A 19,943-nucleotide genomic window follows, 5' to 3' on the forward strand; every position below is an offset into this window, starting at 1 on the left:
GATCAGATGCGGGACGAGGCCTCGGCGAGGACGCCCGCGATGATCGCGGCGATGCGGTCGAGGACGGCGCGGTCGCTGATCAGCGGGGGCGCGATCTGGACCAGCGGCGCGGAACGGTTGTAGACGCGGGCCAGCAGCCCGGCCTCGCGCAGTCGGCGCGGGATCAGGTCGGTGATCAGCTCGGTTCGGGCCTTGGCGCTGAAAGCGCCGTCGTCGAGGTCGCCGACGAGTTCGCAGGAGTAGAAGAACCCCGTGCCGCGGACGTCGCCGACGATCGGCAGGTCCTTGAGCGCCGCCATGCGCCTGGCCAGGTCGCCCTGGAGGCCGCGGACGTTGTCCAGGACGCGGTCCCGCTCCATGATCTCCAGGTTGCGCAGGGCGATGGCCGTGCTCAGCGGGTGTCCGGCGAAGGTGTAGCCGTGGTTGAGCACCGCGCCGGGCCGGTTGACGACCTCGGTGACCTTGGTGCCGACCAGGGTCGCACCCAACGGGGCGTATCCGGAGGTGATGCCCTTGGCCACGGTGACCATGTCCGGGCGGGCGCCGTAGCGGTCCCCGCCGAACCACTCGCCGATCCTGCCGAAGCCGGTGATCACCTCGTCGGCGACCAGCAGGAAGCCGTACCGGTCGGCCAGTGCCCGCAGCCCCTGCCAGTACCCCTGGGGCGGGGTGATGCAGCCGCCCCGGTTCTGCACCGGCTCCGCGATGAGCATCGCGACGGTCTCGGGACCCTCGGTCAGGATCGCGGCCTCCAACTCCGCGAGCAGCCAGGCGGTGTACACCGCGTCGTCCGCGAACTCCGGTGCCAGCCCGAAGCGGTTGGTGTTCGACACGAACCGCGTGTCGATCGCCGGCGGGCCGTACGGCTCTGTCAGGCCGGGGTCGTCGTTGAACGACAGAGTGCCGATGGTCAGGCCGTGGTAGGCGCCGCGCCGGGCGATCGCCTTGGTGCGGCCCGGCTCGCCGCGCATGGAGTGGTAGCGGCGGGCAATCTTCCAGGCGGTCTCGACGGCTTCGGCGCCGCCGCTCGAGAAGAAGGTGTGCTCGATGTCGACGGGGGCGATCCGGGACAGCCGCTCGGCGAGTTCGATGGCCGAGGGGTGCGCGGAGCCGGTCCACAGCGGGCTGTAGCACAGTTCGCGCAGTTGCCGTTCGGCTGCCTCGGCGAACTCGGGGCCGTAGGAGTAACCGAGCTGGCAGCAGTACAGCCCTGACAGGCTGTCGATGTAGCGCCTGCCGTCCGCGTCCTCGACGTACGGGCCTTCGCCCCGCTGGACGACGAGGAGGTCTTGGCCCTCGTCGCCGAGCGAACCGTTGGCGGTCATGTGCAGCAGCAGGTGCCGCTGAGCGGTGGCCGCGGTCAGCTGAGCGGCGGCGGTGGTCATACGGCTTCGCCTCCCGGGTTGGCGACGCCGACCGTGTTCTCGACCGAGAGCAGGGAGTCCTGCCTGCCGGAGCCGATCCAGCGGACCAGGGCGACCAGGCCGAGGGCGAGGATGGCGAAGGCGATGAGGATGGCGCTGACGGCCGTGACGCTGGGGTCGATCTCGAAGGTGAGGGAGTTGTAGACCTGCACCGGGAGGGTGACGGTGTCGACGGAGGAGAGGAACTGGGAGATGTAGAACTCGTCGAAGCTGGTGATGAAGGAGAAGATCGCCGCCGCGATCATGCCCGGTGCCGCGAGCGGGAAGGTGATCTTCCGGGCGATGGTGAGGCGGCCGGCGCCCATGCTGGCGGCGGCGTCCTCCAGGCGTTCGTCGATCCCGCGCAGGGTCGCGATCAGGATGAGCACCGCGATGGGTGAGGCCAGCACGGTGTGACCGAGGGCGATGGCGATGGGGCTGCCGAGCATCGCGGCCGGTTCGAACAGCAGGAACAGCCCGAGCGCGGTGACGATCTGGGGGATGACCAGCGGTCCGAGGACCAGGGCGAAGACCGCGGAGCGCAGGGGGAGTTCGCTGCGGACCAGGGCGGTCGCCGCGGTCACCCCGATGATCAGGGAGAACACGGTGCTCAGGGCGGCGACCAGGGCGCTCAGGGAGAGCGCGGCGGGCCATTTGCTGCCGTCGGCGAACAGGGCCTTGTACCAGTTCAGCGTCCACGTCTCCGGGGGGAAGGCGGCGAAGGCGTTGTTGCTGAAGGAGGTGACGAGGATGACGACGATCGGCAGTGCCAGGAACAGCAGGATGAGCGTGGCCACAGCGGTCAGGGCGATGCGTCCGGTGAGGGTCTTGCGCAGCTCCATCAGGACCCACTCCTCTTCTTACGGCTGGCGCCGAGTGAGGTGACGGCCTTGACCAGGAGCAGTCCGGCCAGGGTGAGCACCAGCAGGATCACTCCTTGCGCGGCGGCCCCGTTCCACTGGTTCTCCTTGGTGACCTGCTGGTTGATGAGGGTCGCGATCATCGTCTGATTCGGGCCGCCCATCAGGGCCGGGGTGATGTAGTAGCCCAGCGAGAGGATGAAGCTCAGCAGTCCGGCACTGGCCAGGCCCGGGGCGACCAGCGGCAGGTACACCCGGCGGAAGATGGTCACCCGACCGGCGCCCATGCTGGACGCGGCCGCGAGCAGGCGCCGGTCCACCCCGCGCATCACTCCGTACAGGAGCAGCACGGTGTAGGGGAGCATCATCGAGGTGGTGCCGATGACCACGCCGAGCTCGTTGTAGAGCAGCTGGTAGGGGGCGCCCGGTGCCCAAGCCAGGCTCTCGTTCACCAGGCCCTTGTCGCCGAGCATGATGATCCAGCCGTAGGTGCGCACCAGGGCGGAGACGAAGTGCGGTACGACCACGACCAGCATCGCCAGGCCCGCCCAGATGGGCTTGAGCCGGGAGATCGCCTGGGCCAGCACGAACCCGAACACCAGGCTCAACACGGCCGTCTCGGCGGAGATCCGCAGCGTGGTGAACAGCACCGACAAGTTGACGCCGGTGAGGGCGTCGGCGTACCAGTGCAGCGTGAAGGAGCCGTCGGCGTCCTTCAGGCTGAGCAGCAGCGTGGAGAAGATCGGGTAGACGAACAGCACCAGCAGATAGACGACAACCGGCAGCGCGTACAGGATCCCGACGCGGGTCCGGCGTGATGCGAGGAGTTTGCGCGGGCGGGCTGGGGCCCCTGCGGTGAGGGTGGCGGCCATGGCTCACCCCGCCTTTTCGTCGGCGAAGAGGTTGACGTCCTCGGGGTCGGCGGTGATGCCGACCCGCTCGCCTGCCACGGGCCCCCGGCCAGCCGGCACCTCCAGGCGCAGCAGCGGTCCCTGACCGCCGTCGATGCGCACGCCGGCGCGGACCAGGGTGCCGACGTAGGTGGCCATCTCGACCGTGCCGGTACAGAAGCCGTCGTCGGCGGCACAGGCCCGCAGCCGGCCCGGCTGCACAGCGACCTTCACCTGCGTGCTGGGAGCCAGCTGGTGACGGCGGGCCTTGATGAGACCACCGCTGTCGAGGCGGACCAGGGTGTGATCGCCGTCGTGCTTGTCGACACGGCCGGGCAGGAAGTTCGCCGCGCCGAGGAAGTCCGCGACGAACGGCGTCCTCGGCCGCTCGAACAGCTCGCGGGGGGTGTCGAACTGCTCGATCAGGCCGTTGCGCATCACGGCGATGCGGTCGGACATGACCAGCGCCTCTTCCTGGTCGTGCGTCACGTAGATGACGGTCAGGCCGAGTTCCTGCTGGATGGTCTTGATCTCGACCTGCAGCTGGTCACGCAGTTTCTTGTCCAGCGCGCCCAGGGGTTCGTCCATGAGGATGACCGGCGGGCGGTAGACCAGCGCCCGGCACAGGGCGACACGCTGCTGCTGACCACCGGACAGCTCACGCGGCTTGCGCCCGCCGAACCCGGACAGACCCGCGATCTCCAGCGTCTCCCCCACCCGTCGACGGATCTCGTCCTTCGGTACACCGCGCAGGGTGAGAGGGAAGGCGACGTTCTCGCTGACGGTCATGTGCGGGAAGAGCAGGTACTGCTGGAAGACGAAGCCGAGGTTGCGCTTCTGCGGGGCGAGACGGGTGACGTCACGGCCTCCGACGGTGATGGTGCCGGAGTCGGGTTCGCAGAACCCGGCGATCATCATCAGCGTCGTGGTCTTGCCCGACCCCGACGAGCCGAGGAAAGTGACGAACTCACCCGCCGCGATCTCCATCGACGCCTCGTCGACCGCGACGACATCGCCGTAAGTCTTGCGCAGAGCCACCACCGACAGCGCCTTGCCGGTCGCGGTGGCCGGCTTGACGCCGGCCACCTTCACCGACGGTGCGGCGACACCGAAATCAGCCACGAGCCCACTCCAACCAGCGCTTGGTGACGGCCGACTCGTTCTTCAGCCACCAGTCGACGTCCGCGTCGAAACCCTTGTCGTAGAACTTCGGCGCACCCGCCAGCGCGTTGCGCTCGTCCTCGGTCAGCTTGGCGTAGGCCAGCGGGGACGACGGGTTCGACGGGAACGCCTTGGCCAGGGCGGCCTGGCTCTCCGCCCGCAGCGAGAAGTCCATCAGCTTGTAGGCGTTGTCCGTGTTGGCCGCGCCCTTGGCGATGGCGTAGCCCTGGAACTGCCGGCGCATACCGTTCAGCTGCCGGGTGACCGGGACACCCTGCTTCTCCAGGTCCGCGATACGGCCGTCCCAGACGGTGGACATCGTCACTTCCTGGCGGCTGAGCAGCACACCGGGCAGCGGGCCGCTGTCCCAGAACTTCTTGATGTCACCCCGCAGCCGCGTCAGCACCTTGAACGCGCGGTCCACATCGAGCGGGTAGAGCTTGTCCATCGGCACACCGTCAGCGAGCAGCGCGAACTCCAGCTCCGGCAGGTCACCGTCGGGGTTGCACATCGAACGGCCGCCCTGGAACGCCTTGGTGTCCCAGAAGTCCGCCCACGACTCCGGCTTCTTCCCGCCGAACGCATCCGTGCGGTATGCCATACAGGCGCCGTAGAAGCTGCTGCCGATGGCATGGTCGCTGATCTGGCCCTCGGGGATCTTCGCGCTCTTCACGCTCTTGACCCGGTCCAGGTCCAGCGCCTCCAGGGCGTCCTGCTTGACGTACTTGGTGTGCGACATCATCGAGTTGTTGATGAGATCGCACTGCGGCCTGCCCTGCTTGATCTGCGCCAGCAGCGGAGCGTCGTCCAGGTTCAGCACCTTCACCTGGATGCCGGTCTCCTGCGTGAACGGCGTGTAGATCGCCTTCTGCAGAGCCGCACCGTAGGAACCGCCACTGTCACGGACGACCACCGTCTTGCCGCCCTTGCCCCCGCCGGACGCCACACGGCTGGTACCGGTGCCGCAGGCGGCGAGGGTGGACGCGGCGGCGACACCCGCAGTGACCCCGCCGATTCCTCGCAGGAACAGTCTGCGGTCTATTCGGGCATCTTTCATTTGGTGCCTCCTGGTGGTACTGGCCGCGAGAAGGGGCGGCTGTGGACGTGGGAAGGGGGGCGGCTGAACGGGGAGGGTCTAGGGGCGGGGATCCGCCTCGTCTGATCCGGCGCCCAGACCGGGGGGCCGGAGGGTGTCGGCCGACGCGGCCGTGTCGGGGTTCCACGGGACGGCCAGGGCGGCCAGTTCCTTGCCGGGGGCGACGGTGAGGCCGTGCATGCCGTAGAAGATCCGTCCGTCGGCCGGGGCGTGGACGGTGTGTTCGCGGCCGTCGACGGGGTCGATGATGCGGCCGAGGAGGTCGCCCTCGGCGACTTCGCCGATGATGTCGGCGTCGAAGGAGAACTCCGGGTACCACAGGCCGGTGGCCTCGGCGGTGGCCCCGCCGGACCAGACCCACTCGCGGACCGGTGCCGGAGCGGAGCCGTCGTGCTCGAGGACGCCGAGATGGCGAAGTGCCGTCAGCAGGCCGTCGACACGGCGCAGGGCGGTGGCCTCGTCCCGCTGGCCGAGCTGGCCCACCTCGACGAGGACCGCGGAGATGCCCCGGCGGGCGGCGGCCGCGTGGCTGTTGCCGCCCTCGGGCGTCAGCCCGAGGATGACGTCCTGGATGCCGAAGGATCCTGCCAGTTCGGCGGTCGCCTTGTCCAGGTCCTGGTCACCGGTGACGCGGTAGCCGACGAAGTCCCGCAGGACCTGGTCGATACCGCCGCAGTGCAGGTCGATGTAGACGTCGGCGCCGTCGACCAGGTTCGTGAAGAGCCAGGCGGCCAGCCGCTCGGTGGGGCCGCCGTCCGGGTCGCCGGGGAAGACGCGGTTGAGGTTCACGCCGTCGAGGGGGGAGATGTTGAGCCGGCCCTCGTAGACGGCGGGCGGGTTGGCGACCGGACAGACGATCACCTGCCCGCACACCTCTCGGGGCTCCAGCAGGTCCGCCAGGCGCGCGGCGGCTTCGATGGGCGTGAACTCGCCGCCGTGCACACCTGCGGTGATGACGACCCGGGGGCCCGGGCGGGAGCCGTTGACCAGGGTCACCGGGATGTCGGTGGTGAGGGTGCCGAGATCGGCCTGGGCGGTGCCTCGCGTCTTGGTGCCGGGCCGGGCCTGGAGGGAGGCGACGCGGAGGGTGGTGGCCTGCGTGGTGTCCTGCATGGTCATGCCTCCGTGCGGCCGAGAGTGGAAAGGAACTCGATGGGCTGCGGCGAGGTGCCGTCCAGCGCGAGGTCCGCGGCAATGTCGCCGAAGGCGGGCGCGAGTTTGAAGCCGTGGCCGGAGAAGCCGGCGAGCAGGATGACGTTCTCGGCGCCGGGCAGCGAGCCGACGAGCGGGCGGCTGCTCTTGGTGTAGCCCTCCATGTAGACGGCCAGGCGCGTGGGGTCGGGGTTCAGGTCCGGCAGATAGCGGCCGATCAGTTCGGCGAAGATCTCCAGCTCCTCCGGCTGCACCGTCCGGTCCAGTTGGTTCGGGTCGCCCGCGGGCTTGTGCAGGGCCTGGGAGAGGCCGAGCTTGACGGAGATGCCGTCCGGGGAGGGCAGGCCGTAGCAGTGGGTGGGCGCGGTGCGGATGAACGCCGGGCGCTCCTCGCCGAACCAGGCCTCGGGGTCGGTCGGCACGAACCAGGCGCTGACGAGGCGGCGGATGTCCACCTCCCAGGGCAGGTCGGGCAGCAGGTCGTTGACCCAGGGGCCGGGGGTGACGACGGCGGTGTCGAAGCGCTCGCTGCCGGCGTCGGTGCGGATCTCCACTCCGCCGGCGACGGGGACGATCTCGCGGACCGTGGTGTAGCGGTGGATCACGGCGCCCAGCTGCTCGGCGCGGCGGGCGGCGGTCTGGATGGTCAGCTCGGGGCGGATGAAGCCGGCGCGGCGGTCGAGCACGGCCGCGTCGCCATCCTCGATGCGGTACTGCGGGAAGCGCTTGGCGAGGGCTTCGGCGTCCAGTACCTCGTGGTCGAGGTCGTGCTCGGCGATGGACTGCAGGACGGTGGCCATCTGCTGGTGATCGGTCGGCCCCATCAGCAGGCATCCGGTCAGGCGGCGCAGCTCGCGGCCGGTCTCCTGCTGGAGCTGCTCCCACAGGGTGTCGGCGTGCTTGAGGAGGGTGACGTAGCGGGAGTCCTCGAAGTGGGCGCTGCGGAAGATGCGGGTCTCGCCGCCGGCCGCGCTGCGGTCGTGGCCGGGAGCGTAGCGGTCGTAGCCGACGACCTCGGCGCCGCGGGCCGCCAGCCGCCAGGCGGCCTGGCTGCCCATCGTTCCGACGCCGACCACCGCGACGCGCTTCCTGGCAGCTGACACAGGACTTTCCTTTCGTATCGCCGAGGCGCATGCTGAGCCTTCGACGTGAGGATGTTCGATTCGAGATGGTTTGGGCGGGGGCCAGGTCCTCCTCGTGGACCTGCGGCTCGCAACCGCCCTGTCTCGCAGTCCGGCTCACTCCCGGGGGGTCTCCCCGAAGGCCGTGCCACTATGTGGAATGCTGTGCTAGAATCTGGCACAGAGAATGACAGTGGCTTCAGCGAGGAGTCAAGAGGGTGTCCAGCACAAATTTCGAGGATTAACAGGGGGAAACCGGATGGAAATGAAGAGCGTCACCAGGTCGCTCCGGATCCTGGAGGCGGTCGCCCAGCATCAGCCCGTGACCGTAGGGGAGTTGACGAAGCTCTTCGGGCTGCCGAAGTCCACCGTGCAGCGCACACTGGTCACCCTCAACGAGGCGGGCTGGCTGCGGGCGAACCGGAAAGACACCACGCGCTGGGAGATCGGCGCTCGCGTCCTGGCCGTACGGCCCGCCGCACTGCAGGGCTCCAGCCTGTTCGCCGCCGCCCGTGAACCCATGCTCCGGCTCCGCGACGCCGTGAACGAGACCATCCACCTGTCGGTGCCCGACGCCCTTCAGTGCATGGTCGTGGTGGACCGCGTCGACTGCGAACACCCGGTACGCACCTTCCACACGATCGGCGACACCTCCCCCCTGCACGCCACCGCCGTCGGGCGCGCCATACTCGCGCACCTTCCGAGGCGGGACGTGGAAGACCTCGTCGCGGCCGGGCTGGAGCGGTTCAGCGACACGACGCCCGGCGACCCCGACGAGCTGCGTGCCGAGCTGGACCGGATCCGCGCCGACGGCTACGCGGTCAACCGCAACCAGTTCCGTCCGGGCGTCTGCGCCCTCGCGGCCGCCGTGCTCGACGAGGACGGCACCCCGCTGGCTGCCGTGGGCATCTCCATGCCCGAGGCCCGCTACGACGAGGAACAGGCACCACAGTGGGGCGGTCTCGTCGCCGACACGGCCACGGAGATCTCACAGCGCCGCCTGGGCGCCTGAACGGCGGACGACGACCCGCACCGCAAGCCCCGTCGACCCGAGGGCCGGCCCCGCACGCCGACGCATGCGAGGCCGGCCCTCGGTCACGCATCACGGCAGCCACCGCTCCGCGCCCGGCCAGGAGAAGGCCGGACGCGGAGCGGCCGCACCACGCGGCTCGACAGGCCTGGTCATGGCCCTGCCGCTGCCCATCGCCGCGGGGAATGGGGACCCCTGCACACCTCAAGGCCCGCCCTCCTGGTTCACCGAAGCCCAGCATGTACCACATCGTGGCACGCTATGCTGGAATCCGGCACGAATGGCGACCCTGGCTCCGTGCTGGAGTCGAGAAGTGAGAAGCAGGGATCCACGGGTCCGAGGGGGCATCGCATGGAAATGAAGAGCGTCACCAGGTCACTGCGGGTACTGGAGGCGGTCGCCCGACACCAACCCGTGACCGTCGGCGAGCTGACGAAGATCTTCGGGCTGCCGAAGTCCACCGTGCAGCGCACACTGGTCACCCTCAACGAGGCGGGCTGGCTGCGGGCGAACCGCAAGGACACCACGCGTTGGGAGATCGGCGCCCGCGTCCTGGCCGTACGGCCCGCCGCGCTGCAGGGCTCCAGCCTGTTCGCCGCCGCCCGTGAACCCATGATCCGGCTCCGCGACGCCGTGAACGAGACCATCCACCTGTCGGTGCCCGACGCCCTGCACGGCATGGTTGTCGTCGACCGCGTCGACTGCGACCACGCCGTACGCACCTTCCACGCCATCGGCGACACCTCACCCCTGCACGCCACCGCCGCCGGGCACGCCGTCCTCGCCCATCTGGGAAAGTCCGAGATAGCAGAGGTCACCGCGGAGACGCTGGAGGGCTACGGCGAGGAGACCATCACCGACCCGGCGCAACTGCGCGCGGAGCTCGGCCGCGTCAGAGAACGGGGCTACGCCGTCAACCACAACCAGTACCTGCACGGCATCTGCGCCATCGCGGCACCCGTGCTCGACCGCGAGGACACACCGCTGGCCGCCGTGGCCGTCTCCCTGCCCGACTCCCGCTTCGAGCCCGGCCGGCTGCCCGAGCTGGGCCGGCTCGTCGCCGAGACGGCGGCGGAGATCACCGCCCGGCACCTGGGCGCCTGACGCCGGTCCCGGCTCCGCGAGCGTCGCGGGCCGGGCGTCGCGCGTTCGGGCGTCGGCGTCACTTCACGATCACGTAGATCTTGCGCACCGTCTCGATCGTCTTCCAGACACCGACGAAGCCCGGTTTCATGACAAAGCTGTCGCCCGCCCTGTAGACCACCGGCTCGCCGCCTTCCGGCGTGAGTTCCACGACGCCGGCGAGGATGTGGCAGAACTCGAAGGTCTCGCCCTTGATCGAGCGCGTCTCGCCGGGCGTCGCTTCCCAGACACCCGTATGGATCATCTCCCCGCGGGCGATGTCCTGAGGCCAGGTAAGGAACGCGGGGTCGCCGGAGACCAGACGTTCCGGCAGCGGGCCGGACGCGTGCGGCGTGAAGGAAGGATCGGTGTCGATGGTCTTCAGGAACGACATTGTTCGCCTTTTGCTAGGGCCCGGGAAGTTGATGGCCGGGCTCGGGAGACTGAGGGTCCGGTTCGGGAAACCGTCGGCCGGGCCGTCGGGAAGTCGGTGGCCGCCCACCCGTGCCCGGCGGCGTGGAAGGCCGGGCACGGGTGGGACCCGTCGCGGTGCGTGCTGCGGCGCGGTCAGGGCATGACCGCCGTCAGCTCACGGGCACCGCGAGGTACTGGTACTCCAGGAACTCGTCGATCCCGACCCGGCCGCCCTCGCGGCCCAGCCCGGACTGCTTGACGCCGCCGAAGGGTGCGGCGGGATTGGACACCAGCCCCGTGTTCAGCCCGACCATGCCCACCTCCAGCCGCTCGCTCACCCGCAGGGCACGGTCGAGGCCCTCGGTGAAGACGTAGCCGACCAGGCCCCAGGGCGTGTCGTTGGCCCGGCGGATCACCTCGTCCTCGTCGTCGAAGGTGAGGATCGCGGCGACGGGGCCGAAGATCTCCGTGTCCATCAGACGGCTGCCGGGATCGACGTCGGCCAGCACGGTCGGCGGGTAGAAGCAGCCGGGACCCTCGGGAGTACGACCGCCCACGAGCACCTGCGCCCCGCGCTCCACCGCGTCGGTGACGAGTTCCTCCACCTTGGCGCGTCCCCGCCTGTCGATCAGCGGTCCGACGTCGACGCCGTCCCGGGTGCCCGGACCGACGACCAGCGCGCCCATGCGCTCGGCCAGGCGCCGCCCGAACTCCTCCGCCACCGACCGGTGCACGAAGAAGCGGTTGGCGGCCGTGCAGGCCTCGCCCATGTTCCGCATCTTGGCGACCATCGCGCCGTCCACGGCCTTGTCCAGGTCGGCGTCCTCGAAGACGACGAACGGCGCGTTCCCGCCCAGCTCCATCGAGGTCCGCACGACGGCCTCCGCGCTCTGGGCGAGGAGCAGCTGCCCGACGGCCGTGGAGCCGGTGAAGGAGAGCTTGCGAATCCGCCCGCCGCGCAGGAGCGGTTCGCACACCTCCCCCGCACGGGAGGTGGTGACGACGTTCAGCACGCCGTCCGGCAGCCCGGCCTCCTTGAGGATCGCGGCGAGGGCAAGGCTGGAGAGAGGGGTCTGCGGGGCGGGCTTGAGCACCATCGTGCAGCCGGCGGCGACCGCCGGGCCGATCTTGCGGGTGCCCATCGCCAGGGGGAAGTTCCACGGAGTGATCAGCAGACAGGGACCGACCGGGCGGCGGGAGAGCAGCATGCGGTTGCGGCCGTCCGGCAGGGTGGCGAGGCCACCGTCGATGCGCACGGCCTCCTCGGAGAACCAGCGGAAGAACTCCGCCGCGTACGCCACTTCTCCCCTGGCCTCGGCAAGCGGCTTGCCCATCTCGGACGTCATCAGGTGGGCGAGCTCGTCGGTGCGCTCGATGATGATCTCGTAGGCGCGGCGCAGGATCTCGCTGCGTACCCGGGGCGCCGTACGCGCCCAGTCCTCCTGCGCCCGCACGGCCGCTTCCTCGGCGAGCTTCGCGTCCTTGGCACCGGCGTCGGCGACGTGGCAGAGGATCTCGCCGGTGGCGGGGTCGTCGACGGGCATGGTGGCGCCGTCCGAGGCGTCCACCCAGGCACCACCGATGAACAGCTGCGTGGGCGTGTCGGTCATGAGTTCTCTCCTGGTTGTCCGGGTCGGTCGGCGGCGGGATCGAGCAGTTCCGCGAGGTGCAGGGCGCGGATGCCCCGGTCTCCGGCGAGGTGGTCGATCTGGGTGGCGCAGCTGAATCCGTCGGCCACGACGACGGCCGGTGCGCCCGGGTCGATGTCGTCGAGGCGGGGCTTGAGGGCGAGGTCGGCGACGGCCATGGAGGTGTCGTAGTGCTGCTCCTCGAAGCCGAAGTTCCCGGCGAGTCCGCAGCAGCCCTCGGCCTCGTCGACCTTCGCCACGCCGAGGCGGCCGAGCAGGTCGCGGGGATGGCGGCCCTTGAAGGTGGCGTACTCGTGGCAGTGGGTCTGCAGCACGACGTTGTCCGGCAGCTCCGGTGGCGTCCAGCCGGGTGCGGCGAGGTCGGTGAGGGCTCCGGTGAGGGTGTGGACGCGGGCCGCGACGCGCCGGGCGGCGTCGGTGTCGAGGAGTTCGGGCACGTCACGCTTGAGCGCCGCGGCGCAGCTGGGTTCGGCCACGACGATGGGCCGCTCGTCGCCGTTGTCCAGGCGGGCGACGGTGCGGGCCATGATGCGGCGCGCGAGGGACAGCTGTCCGGTACTCACCCAGGTCAGGCCGCAGCACAGGTCGTCCTCGGCCGTGCAGGGGAGGCCGGCGTCGGCGAGCACGCGGCTCGCGGCCCCGGCCACCTCCGGGCGGAAGGCGCGGGTGAAGCTGTCCACGAAGAGCAGCGTCTTCGCCGGTTCGCCGGTCCTCGACGCCCGCAGGGCCCGGCGCACCGCGCGGCGGGAGGCGAAGGCCGGGATCCGGCGCTTGGTGGTCACCCCGCCGAGGCGCGCGAGCAGCTTCCCGACGGGTCCGCGCAGCAGCGCGTTCAGCGGGCGGGCCGCGTACCCGACGAGCTTGGACGTCAGGGGCAGCCAGCCGAGGGAGTAGTGGGAGCGGGGCCTGACTCTTCCCTTGTAGTGCTGGTGCAGGAACTCCGACTTGTACGTGGCCATGTCGACGCCGACCGGACAGTCGCTGGAGCAGGCCTTGCAGGACAGGCACAGGTCGAGGGCGTCACGCACCTCGGTCGAGCGCCAGCCGTCCTGGACGGTCCCGCCGCGCACCATCTCCTGGAGCAGCCGGGCCCGGCCCCGCGTGGAGTCGTTCTCCTCCCCCGTGGCCCGGTAGCTGGGGCACATCACGCCGCCGGCGTCGCTGCGGCAGCGGCCGACGCCGACACAGCGCCGTACCGCGCCCGCGAAGCCGTCCTCGTCGTGCGGGAAGGAGAAGAGCGTCTCGACGGGCAGTACCTCGGAGGGGGTGTGCAGCGCCAGGTCGGCGTCGAGGGGGGCCGGGGCCACGATGACGCCCGGGTTGAGCAGGCCCTCGGGGTCGAAGATCTCCTTGAAGGCGGCGAAGGTCCGGATCATCCGGTGGCTGTACATGACCTCCAGCAGTTCGCCCCGGGCCCGTCCGTCGCCGTGTTCGCCCGACAGGGTTCCGCCGTGCTCGACGACCAGGGCCGCGGCCTCCGACAGGAACCGGCGGGTGGCGGCCCGCCCCGTGTCCGTGGCGAGGTCGAAGTCGATGCGTACGTGGACGCAACCCGCGCCGAAGTGCCCGTACAGCACGCCGGTCAGCCCGTGGGCGGCCAGCAGCTTGCGGAAGTCGCGCAGGTAGGCGGCCAGGTCCTCCGGGGCGACGGCCGCGTCCTCCCAGCCGGGCCAGGACTCCCCGCCGTCGACCAGTCGGGCGGCGAGCCCTGCCCCGTCCTCGCGGACCCGCCACAGCGAGCGCCGTTCGGCCGGGCTGTGCACGACCCGCCCGCCAGTCATCCGGCCCTGTGCCTTGAGCACGTCCAGCAGTTCGCCGGCGCGGGCGTCGACGGCCGCCTGATCGTCACCGTCGAGCTCGACATACAGCCAGGCCCGTCCCTCAGGCAGCCCGGTGACGGAGTCCGGGCCGCGCCGGGCACGCATGGTGGCGACGATCGCCTCGTCCATGCCCTCCACAGCGGTGGGATTCCAGCGCAGGATCTCCGGCACGTCCTCGGCGGCATCGACCACGTCGTCGTAGCCGAGGGTCAGGAGGGTGGAAGCCTGTGCGGTCGCCACGAGGCGGACCGTCGCTGCGGTGACGACCGCACAGGAGCCTTCGGTGCCCACCAGCGCACGGGCCATGTCGAAGCCGTGCTCGGGCAGCAGGTGATGCAGCTGGTAGCCGGAGACCTGGCGCGGAATACGGCCCAGTTCGGTGCGGAGCAATGCCAGGTTGGCGTCGATCAAGCGGCGCAGCTCTGCTTCCAGACCTGCGACACGCTGGACGGCGTCCGTGTCCTCCGGGTCGGCGGCCCGTAGACCGGTCCGCTCGGCGACGGCCCGCACACCGTCGGCCGTCACGATCTCCAGCGCCTCGATGTGTCCGCTGGTGCGGCCGTGCCGTACCGACCGGTTGCCGCACGCGTCGTTGCCGATCATGCCGCCGATGGTGCACCGGCTGTGCGAGGACGGGTCCGGGCCGAAGGTGAGCCCCTGCAGGGCGGTCGCGGACCGCAGCGCGTCCAGGACCACTCCGGCCTCGACACGCGCGGTACGCGCCAAGGGGTCGATGTCCAGGATCCGGTTCATGTACCGGGAGAAGTCCACGACGACACCCGGCCCGACCGCGTTGCCCGCCATGCTGGTGCCACCGCCACGCGCGGTGACCGGGACACCAGTCTCCCGGCAGGCCCGCAGCACCGCGACGACGTCATCGGCACTGCGGGGGAACACCACGGCCCTCGGCGGGACCCGGTAGTTGGAGGCGTCGTAGGCGTAGAGCCCGGTGGCTCCCGGGCCGGTCTCCACCCGCAGGCCGGGCGCGGTCTCGGCGAGCCGCGCGACCAGCGGCTCCAGGGCCGTGGTGGTCTCCGTCATCGCCCTGCCGCTCCCGATGTGCCGGCCTCGACCGCCGTCGCCCACGCCTGGAGGCCCTCGTCCACGGCCGTCTCGTCGATGACGAGCGCCGGGATCATCCGGACGACCTGGTTCCAGGCGCCGCACAGCAGCAGGAGCAGGCCCTCGTCGACGGCGGCACGCTGGACGCGGGCGGCGGTCTCGGGGTCGGGGCTGCCGTCCTCGGTGACGAACTCGGTGGCCAGCATGAGGCCGAGACCGCGCACGTCACCGATGCCCGGCGTCCGGTCGGCCACCGCCTCCAGGCCCTGGCGCAGCCGCTTGCCCATCGCCTCGGCGTTCTCGACGAGCTTCTCGTCGCGTACGACGTCCAGGGTCGCGCAGGCCGCGGCGCAGGCGACGGCGTTCGCGCCGTACGTGCCGCCCTGCGAGCCCGGCCACGCCTTCGCCATCAGCTCCTCGGAGGCGGCGATGCCCGACAGCGGGAAGCCGCTGGCCAGCCCCTTGGCGGTGACGAGGATGTCGGGTGTGACGCCGAAGTGGTCGTGGCCCCAGAAGCGGCCGGTGCGGCCGACGCCCGTCTGCACCTCGTCGGCGATCAACAGGAAGCCGTGCCGGTCCGCCCGCTCCCGCAGGCCTTCCATGAAGGTGCGGTTCGCGGGGACGTATCCGCCTTCTCCCAGCACCGGCTCGACGATGATCGCGGCCGTGTCGGCGGGCGAGGAGATCGTCTGGAGCGTGTAGTCCAGCTCCTTCAGGGCGAAGCGGGTCGCGGTCTCCTCGTCCCAGCCGTAGCGGTAGGCCGCCGGGAAGGGGGTGACGACGACACCGCTCATCAGCGGCGAGAAGCCGGAGCGGAAGCGGGTGCCGGACGTCGTCATGGAGGCGGCGGCGACCGTACGGCCGTGGAAGCCGCCGTGGCAGACGATGACGTTGGGGCGGCCGGTGGCCTGGCGGGCCAGCCGCAGCGCGGCCTCGACGGCCTCGCTGCCGGAGTTGGTGAAGAACAGGCTGTCCAGGCCGGCCGGCAGCACCTCGCCGAGCTTCTCGACCAGTCGGCTCAGGGGCTGGTGCATGACCGTCGTGTACTGGCCGTGGATCAGCGTGCCCACCTGCTCCTGCGCCGCCGCCACGACCTTGGGGTGGCAGTGCCCGGTGCTGGTGACGCCGATGCCGGCGGTGAAGTCGAGGTAGCGGCGGCCGTCCTGGTCGAAGAGGTGGACGCCCTCGCCCCGGGCCGCCACCACGGGCGTGGCCTGGCGAAGGTGCGGCGACAGTGCGGTCATGTTCGTCTCCCGGCCTCGGTGTTCGGTCTGCTGCGGTTCTGCGTCGGTTCCGCGTCGGTTCTGCGTCGGTTCCGCTGGGGTTCTGCTGGTGTTCTGCCGCGGTCTGACGAGCATCTCGGCGGACCGGGGCCGCGCCAACGCGCGATCTGTCCGGCCGGGACGCGGTATCCGGACGTTGTGTCAGGCGCGCCCCGCTCTCACCCCGGCCCCCTGCGCCTCCCGGCCACCGTCTCCGGGCTCTTGCGCAGGTCGGCGACGCTTGTCAGAGTGACGGGGCATTCCCCGAGCTCTGTGGCTTCACCGGAGCCGGGACCCCCATGGAGGCACCGTGAACGAGAGCCATCCCACGGCTCCGGGGCCGGGCGGCGACGGCCCCGACCCTTGCGTGCCAAGCCGCGACATGAACACCGGCGGCCACTCGCTCAGCGTGGCCGACGCGCTGGCCCTTCCCGTCCTGGCCGCCGGGCAGCCGCAGGTGGTCACCGGCCTGTCCCGGCTCGACAGGCCCGTCCGGTGGGTCCACATCACCGAACTGACCGACCCGGCCTCCTTCCTGAAGGGCGGCGAACTCGTCCTGACCACCGGCATGCCTCTGCCCGAGGAGCCGGCCGCCGTACGCCGTTACGTCGACGAACTCGCCGACATCGGCGCGGCAGCCCTGGTCATCGAACTGGTCCGCCGCTACCACCGCCCGCCCGACGCCCTGGTCCACGCCTGCGAGGTCCGCGGGCTGCCCCTCGTCACCCTGGCCAAGGACGTCAACTTCCTGGAGGTCACCCAGGTCGTCCACGCGTTCATCCTCGGCAACCAGGCCGAGGTGATGCGACGGACCCAGCGCGTCCACGAGGCGTTCACCGCCCTCACCCTGCGCGGCGCCGGGCCCGAGGACGTCGTACGCGCCGCCGCCGAGATGAGCGGCCACACCGTCGTGCTGGAGAACCTGGTCCACCAGGCACTCCTCTGCGAGCCTTCCGTCGACACGGCCGGGGCGGCGCTCACCTCCTGGGAGCAGCGCTCCCGAGCGACACCGCCCACCGACCACACCACCGTCTCCGGCCCCGAGGGCTGGCTCGTGGCGCCCGTCGAGTACCAGGGCGAACGCTGGGGAAGGGTCGCCATGCTCCCGCGCCCGCCGGGCGCGGCCCCTCACTCCGCCCTCGGCTCCTTCGGTCCGGAAGCCGTCACGATCCTGGAGAGAACCGCGATGGCCCTCACCATCGCCCGTCTCACCCACCCCACACCGTGGGAACGCGCCGCTCACCGCGGTGTGCTGCGCGACCTCGTCGAACAGCGCCACAACTCGCCCGCCGACGCCGAGACCCGGATCGCCGCGCTGGGCCTGCCCACGGCGGGCTGCCGATTCGTCGCCGTACTCGCGGACGTCCCCGGCGAGGACGACACGGCCAAGGCCGAGGAACTCCTCCCCGAGGAGCTGAAGAGGAAGGGCACACAGGCCCTCATCGGACTGCTCCGACCGACCCGCCTCGGCATCCTCCTGTCCCTGCGCCCCGAGCAACCGTGGCGTCCCGCCGTCGAGCACCTGAGCCGCACCGCACTGGACCTGGTTCCCGGGACGACGGTGAGCACGGGCAGCGAGGCGGCCGACCTCCCCGCCGTCGCCCGCTCGTTCCGTGAGGCGACCCGCGTCGCCGAAGCCACCGAGCCGGGTCAGCCGCTCCCCCCGGGCCGCTCGTACCACGAACGATCCGACATCGGCCTGCGCCGCCTCCTCTTCGCCCTCCGCGACGACACCCGGATCCAGGACTACGCCGAACGCCGTCTCGGCCGACTCGCCGACCACGATGCCCGCCACGGCACCGACCTGCTCACCACCCTGCGCCACTACCTCGAGGCCGCGGGCAACAAGACAGTGGCCGCCCGCTCCGGCGGCCTGTCCCGCGAGACCGTCTACCAACGTCTGCGCACCATCGAGCGGATCCTCGACTGCGATCTCGAATCCGGTGAGCAGCGCACCGAACTACACGTGGCGCTCACGGCCTTCGACGTCCTGCGGGTCCGCTGAGGGGCGCATCGGCCGGTGCCCTTCCCCGTGCCGACCTCGTCCTCCCCCTGCTCACCTCTCCTGACAGAGGTGCCGCCCTCCTAGACCGGACGGCTCGGCCTTGGCGGTGGCGTCGCAGCACTTCGGTCCGTATCCGCGATGAGGGTCCACGGAAGACGGAACCCCAGCCGACGCACGGCTGGGGTTCCTCGATGCGGTGGGTGTCGGTCAGCAGGTGGAGTCGCCCACGCGGTGAACGGCTCGCCTACGTGTCGGCGGAGTACGCCACATCGTGATCACCGCGGACAGGGCGGTTCAGCGCTGCAGGGTGAGCAGGCCCGGCCGGTACGGCAGTTGCACGTAGGGGGTGCCCGACGGCGTGTTGGGGGACAGGCCCTGGTAGAGGAACTGCAGGTTGCAGGGGTCGATGGTCATGGTCTGGTCGGGGTTGTTGCGGACCAGGTCGCCGTGGCTGATGTCGTTGGTCCAGGTGGCGCCGCTGTTGGCCTTGCCCGCGAAGGGGTTGGACTCGGTGGCGGCCTGCGGGGTCCACGGACCGTTCAGGCTGGAGGCCGTGAACGAGCGGAAGAAGCGCTGCTCCGTCGCCCCCCGGGCCTCGACGATCATGAGGTACTGGTTCTGGCCCTGGACCTTGTAGACCTCGGGCGCCTCGAACAGGTTCTTCACCGTGTCGCTCATCACCGTCGTGTACGACGAGCCGAAGCTGGCCGGGAAGTTGCCGATCGGCATGGTGGACTTGTAGATCTTGCCGTTGTCACCGGCGAAGAACATGTGCATGTTCTGGCCGTCGGCGATCATGGTCGGGTCGATCGCACTGCCGTCGGGGAGGCTGCCGGTGAACAGCGGTTGCGCCGCGGACCAGCCGTTGGGGTTGGTGGGGTCGCTCGACGTGCGGTAGACGAAGGGCCATTGGGTGCCCCACCCGTTCGAGGTCAGCACCCAGATGTTCTTGGGCGCGAAGTAGAACAGTTTGGGAGCCACCGCGCCCTGGCTCATGCTGGTCTGTCCGGCCGACGCCATGTCCGACCAGTTCGTGAAGGGGCTGAAGCCCATCGAGCGCCAGTTGCCGTCGGAGTACGTCGCGTAGACCAGGTGCTTGCCGTTGTACGTCGTGGTGGTGAAGTCCTTCAGCGCGAGCCACCCGTTGGCCGGCTGCGCCAGCGGGCCGGTCGAGCTCCACCGGTACGTCGACGGAAGGGAACACGAGTTGGACGCGCCGGACAGGCCGGTCCACTTCTGATTGTTGCTGCCGGTGCAGTTCCAGAGCTGCACCGCCGTACCGTTGGCCGTGGCGTTGCCCGACACGTCCAGGCACAGCCCGGATTCCACGGCGACGATCGTGCCGTCGGGGTTCGCCCGCCACTGCTGGTTGGTGCCGCCGTTGCAGGACCAGATCACCGGGCGGGTACCGGCCGTGGTGGCGTGGCCCGGGACGTCCAGGCACTTGTTGCCGTAGACGGTCAGCTGGTTGTTGTCCGTCAGCGTCCACCGCTGGTTGGTCCCGCCGTGGCAGTCCCAGATCTGCACGTTCGTGCCGTCGGTCTGGGCGGCGCCCGACACATCGAGGCATCGGTCGGAGGCAACGCCTCGCACGGCGCTGGTGGTGGCTGCCTGTGCCGGGCCGGCGACGAGCACCGCGCCCAAGAAGGCCAGGGCTGCGGCCGTGGCGGTGAGCACCACGGACAGGGGTTTGCGGCGGGAGGTACGTCTGCGCATGGGAACCTCGTCATCCTCGAGTGAGCGGTTCGGGTGACCTTCGTCGGAGACTGCGTGACTGCCGACGCGATGCGGCTCTGACATTCGTTCGATATGTCGAACTTGGGTCGGAATGTCGATCAAGCTGAGATAATGAGAGACCGGACGAACGGCGTCAATACTTCTCACACGATTCGCGCC

Annotated in this window: 15 protein-coding genes; 3 read left to right on the plus strand and 12 right to left on the minus strand. The window is 70.5% G+C overall.

The features are described 5' to 3' along the window. Positions 1–2: 2 nt before the first annotated feature. The 7 genes from GWK25_RS27020 to solA form a co-directional block, all read right to left on the minus strand. Positions 3–1,385, minus strand: a complete 1,383-nt coding sequence (locus GWK25_RS27020; RefSeq protein WP_215453840.1) for an aminotransferase class III-fold pyridoxal phosphate-dependent enzyme — start codon at positions 1,383–1,385, stop codon at positions 3–5. Beyond that, on the minus strand, positions 1,382–2,245 hold the full coding sequence (locus GWK25_RS27025; RefSeq protein WP_251828849.1) for an ABC transporter permease: 864 nt from the start codon (positions 2,243–2,245) through the stop codon (positions 1,382–1,384). The genes GWK25_RS27020 and GWK25_RS27025 overlap by 4 nt, the downstream gene beginning before the upstream one ends. Beyond that, positions 2,245–3,135 (minus strand): ABC transporter permease, encoded by an 891-nt coding sequence (locus GWK25_RS27030; protein ID WP_215453841.1) that lies wholly within the window; start codon positions 3,133–3,135, stop codon positions 2,245–2,247. The genes GWK25_RS27025 and GWK25_RS27030 overlap by 1 nt, the downstream gene beginning before the upstream one ends. Positions 3,136–3,138: 3 nt before the next feature. Beyond that, positions 3,139–4,275 carry an ABC transporter ATP-binding protein gene (locus tag GWK25_RS27035; protein ID WP_215453843.1) on the minus strand — a complete coding sequence of 379 codons (1,137 nt, stop codon included), beginning with the start codon at positions 4,273–4,275 and terminating at the stop codon, positions 3,139–3,141. After that, complete coding sequence (locus GWK25_RS27040; protein WP_215453845.1) at positions 4,268–5,371, minus strand: ABC transporter substrate-binding protein; 1,104 nt, start codon at positions 5,369–5,371, stop codon at positions 4,268–4,270. Before GWK25_RS27040 ends, GWK25_RS27035 begins: the two co-directional genes overlap by 8 nt. 78 nt (positions 5,372–5,449) lie before the next feature. Beyond that, positions 5,450–6,529: a succinylglutamate desuccinylase/aspartoacylase family protein gene (locus tag GWK25_RS27045; protein ID WP_215453847.1), complete on the minus strand. Its 1,080-nt coding sequence runs from the start codon at positions 6,527–6,529 to the stop codon at positions 5,450–5,452. Further along, positions 6,526–7,665 carry an N-methyl-L-tryptophan oxidase gene (gene solA, locus GWK25_RS27050; RefSeq protein WP_215453849.1) on the minus strand — a complete coding sequence of 380 codons (1,140 nt, stop codon included), beginning with the start codon at positions 7,663–7,665 and terminating at the stop codon, positions 6,526–6,528. The genes GWK25_RS27045 and solA overlap by 4 nt, the downstream gene beginning before the upstream one ends. 283 nt (positions 7,666–7,948) lie before the next feature. Between solA and GWK25_RS27055 the strand changes: the two genes are divergently transcribed. Next, on the plus strand, positions 7,949–8,695 hold the full coding sequence (locus GWK25_RS27055) for an IclR family transcriptional regulator (protein ID WP_215457614.1): 747 nt from the start codon (positions 7,949–7,951) through the stop codon (positions 8,693–8,695). 375 nt (positions 8,696–9,070) lie between these two features. Next, positions 9,071–9,817 (plus strand): IclR family transcriptional regulator, encoded by a 747-nt coding sequence (locus GWK25_RS27060; RefSeq protein ID WP_215457616.1) that lies wholly within the window; start codon positions 9,071–9,073, stop codon positions 9,815–9,817. Positions 9,818–9,875: 58 nt separating this feature from the next. On the opposite strand, the gene GWK25_RS27065 is transcribed toward GWK25_RS27060, so the two are convergent. From GWK25_RS27065 to GWK25_RS27080, 4 genes are all read right to left on the minus strand, one after another. Continuing rightward, positions 9,876–10,229, minus strand: a complete 354-nt coding sequence (locus GWK25_RS27065; RefSeq protein ID WP_215453851.1) for a cupin domain-containing protein — start codon at positions 10,227–10,229, stop codon at positions 9,876–9,878. Positions 10,230–10,419: 190 nt separating this feature from the next. After that, a complete protein-coding gene (locus GWK25_RS27070; RefSeq protein ID WP_215453853.1) occupies positions 10,420–11,859 on the minus strand; it encodes an NAD-dependent succinate-semialdehyde dehydrogenase in 1,440 nt (479 codons plus the stop codon). Continuing rightward, positions 11,856–14,759: an FAD-binding and (Fe-S)-binding domain-containing protein gene (locus GWK25_RS27075; RefSeq protein ID WP_215453854.1), complete on the minus strand. Its 2,904-nt coding sequence runs from the start codon at positions 14,757–14,759 to the stop codon at positions 11,856–11,858. The genes GWK25_RS27070 and GWK25_RS27075 overlap by 4 nt, the downstream gene beginning before the upstream one ends. Further along, positions 14,756–16,024: an aspartate aminotransferase family protein gene (locus GWK25_RS27080; RefSeq protein ID WP_215453856.1), complete on the minus strand. Its 1,269-nt coding sequence runs from the start codon at positions 16,022–16,024 to the stop codon at positions 14,756–14,758. The genes GWK25_RS27075 and GWK25_RS27080 overlap by 4 nt, the downstream gene beginning before the upstream one ends. Before the next feature lie 328 nt (positions 16,025–16,352). Here GWK25_RS27080 and GWK25_RS27085 point away from each other — a divergent pair, with 328 nt between their 5' ends. Further along, positions 16,353–18,047, plus strand: coding sequence for a PucR family transcriptional regulator (locus GWK25_RS27085; RefSeq protein ID WP_215453859.1), 1,695 nt, complete (start codon positions 16,353–16,355; stop codon positions 18,045–18,047). A 294-nt stretch (positions 18,048–18,341) separates the two neighbouring features. Here the strand turns inward: GWK25_RS27085 and GWK25_RS27090 are convergent, their stop codons facing one another. Beyond that, positions 18,342–19,763: a non-reducing end alpha-L-arabinofuranosidase family hydrolase gene (locus GWK25_RS27090; RefSeq protein WP_215453860.1), complete on the minus strand. Its 1,422-nt coding sequence runs from the start codon at positions 19,761–19,763 to the stop codon at positions 18,342–18,344. Positions 19,764–19,943 lie beyond the last annotated feature (180 nt).

Source organism: Streptomyces sp. ATCC 21386 (assembly GCF_018728545.1).
In the GTDB taxonomy this organism is placed as follows: domain Bacteria; phylum Actinomycetota; class Actinomycetes; order Streptomycetales; family Streptomycetaceae; genus Streptomyces.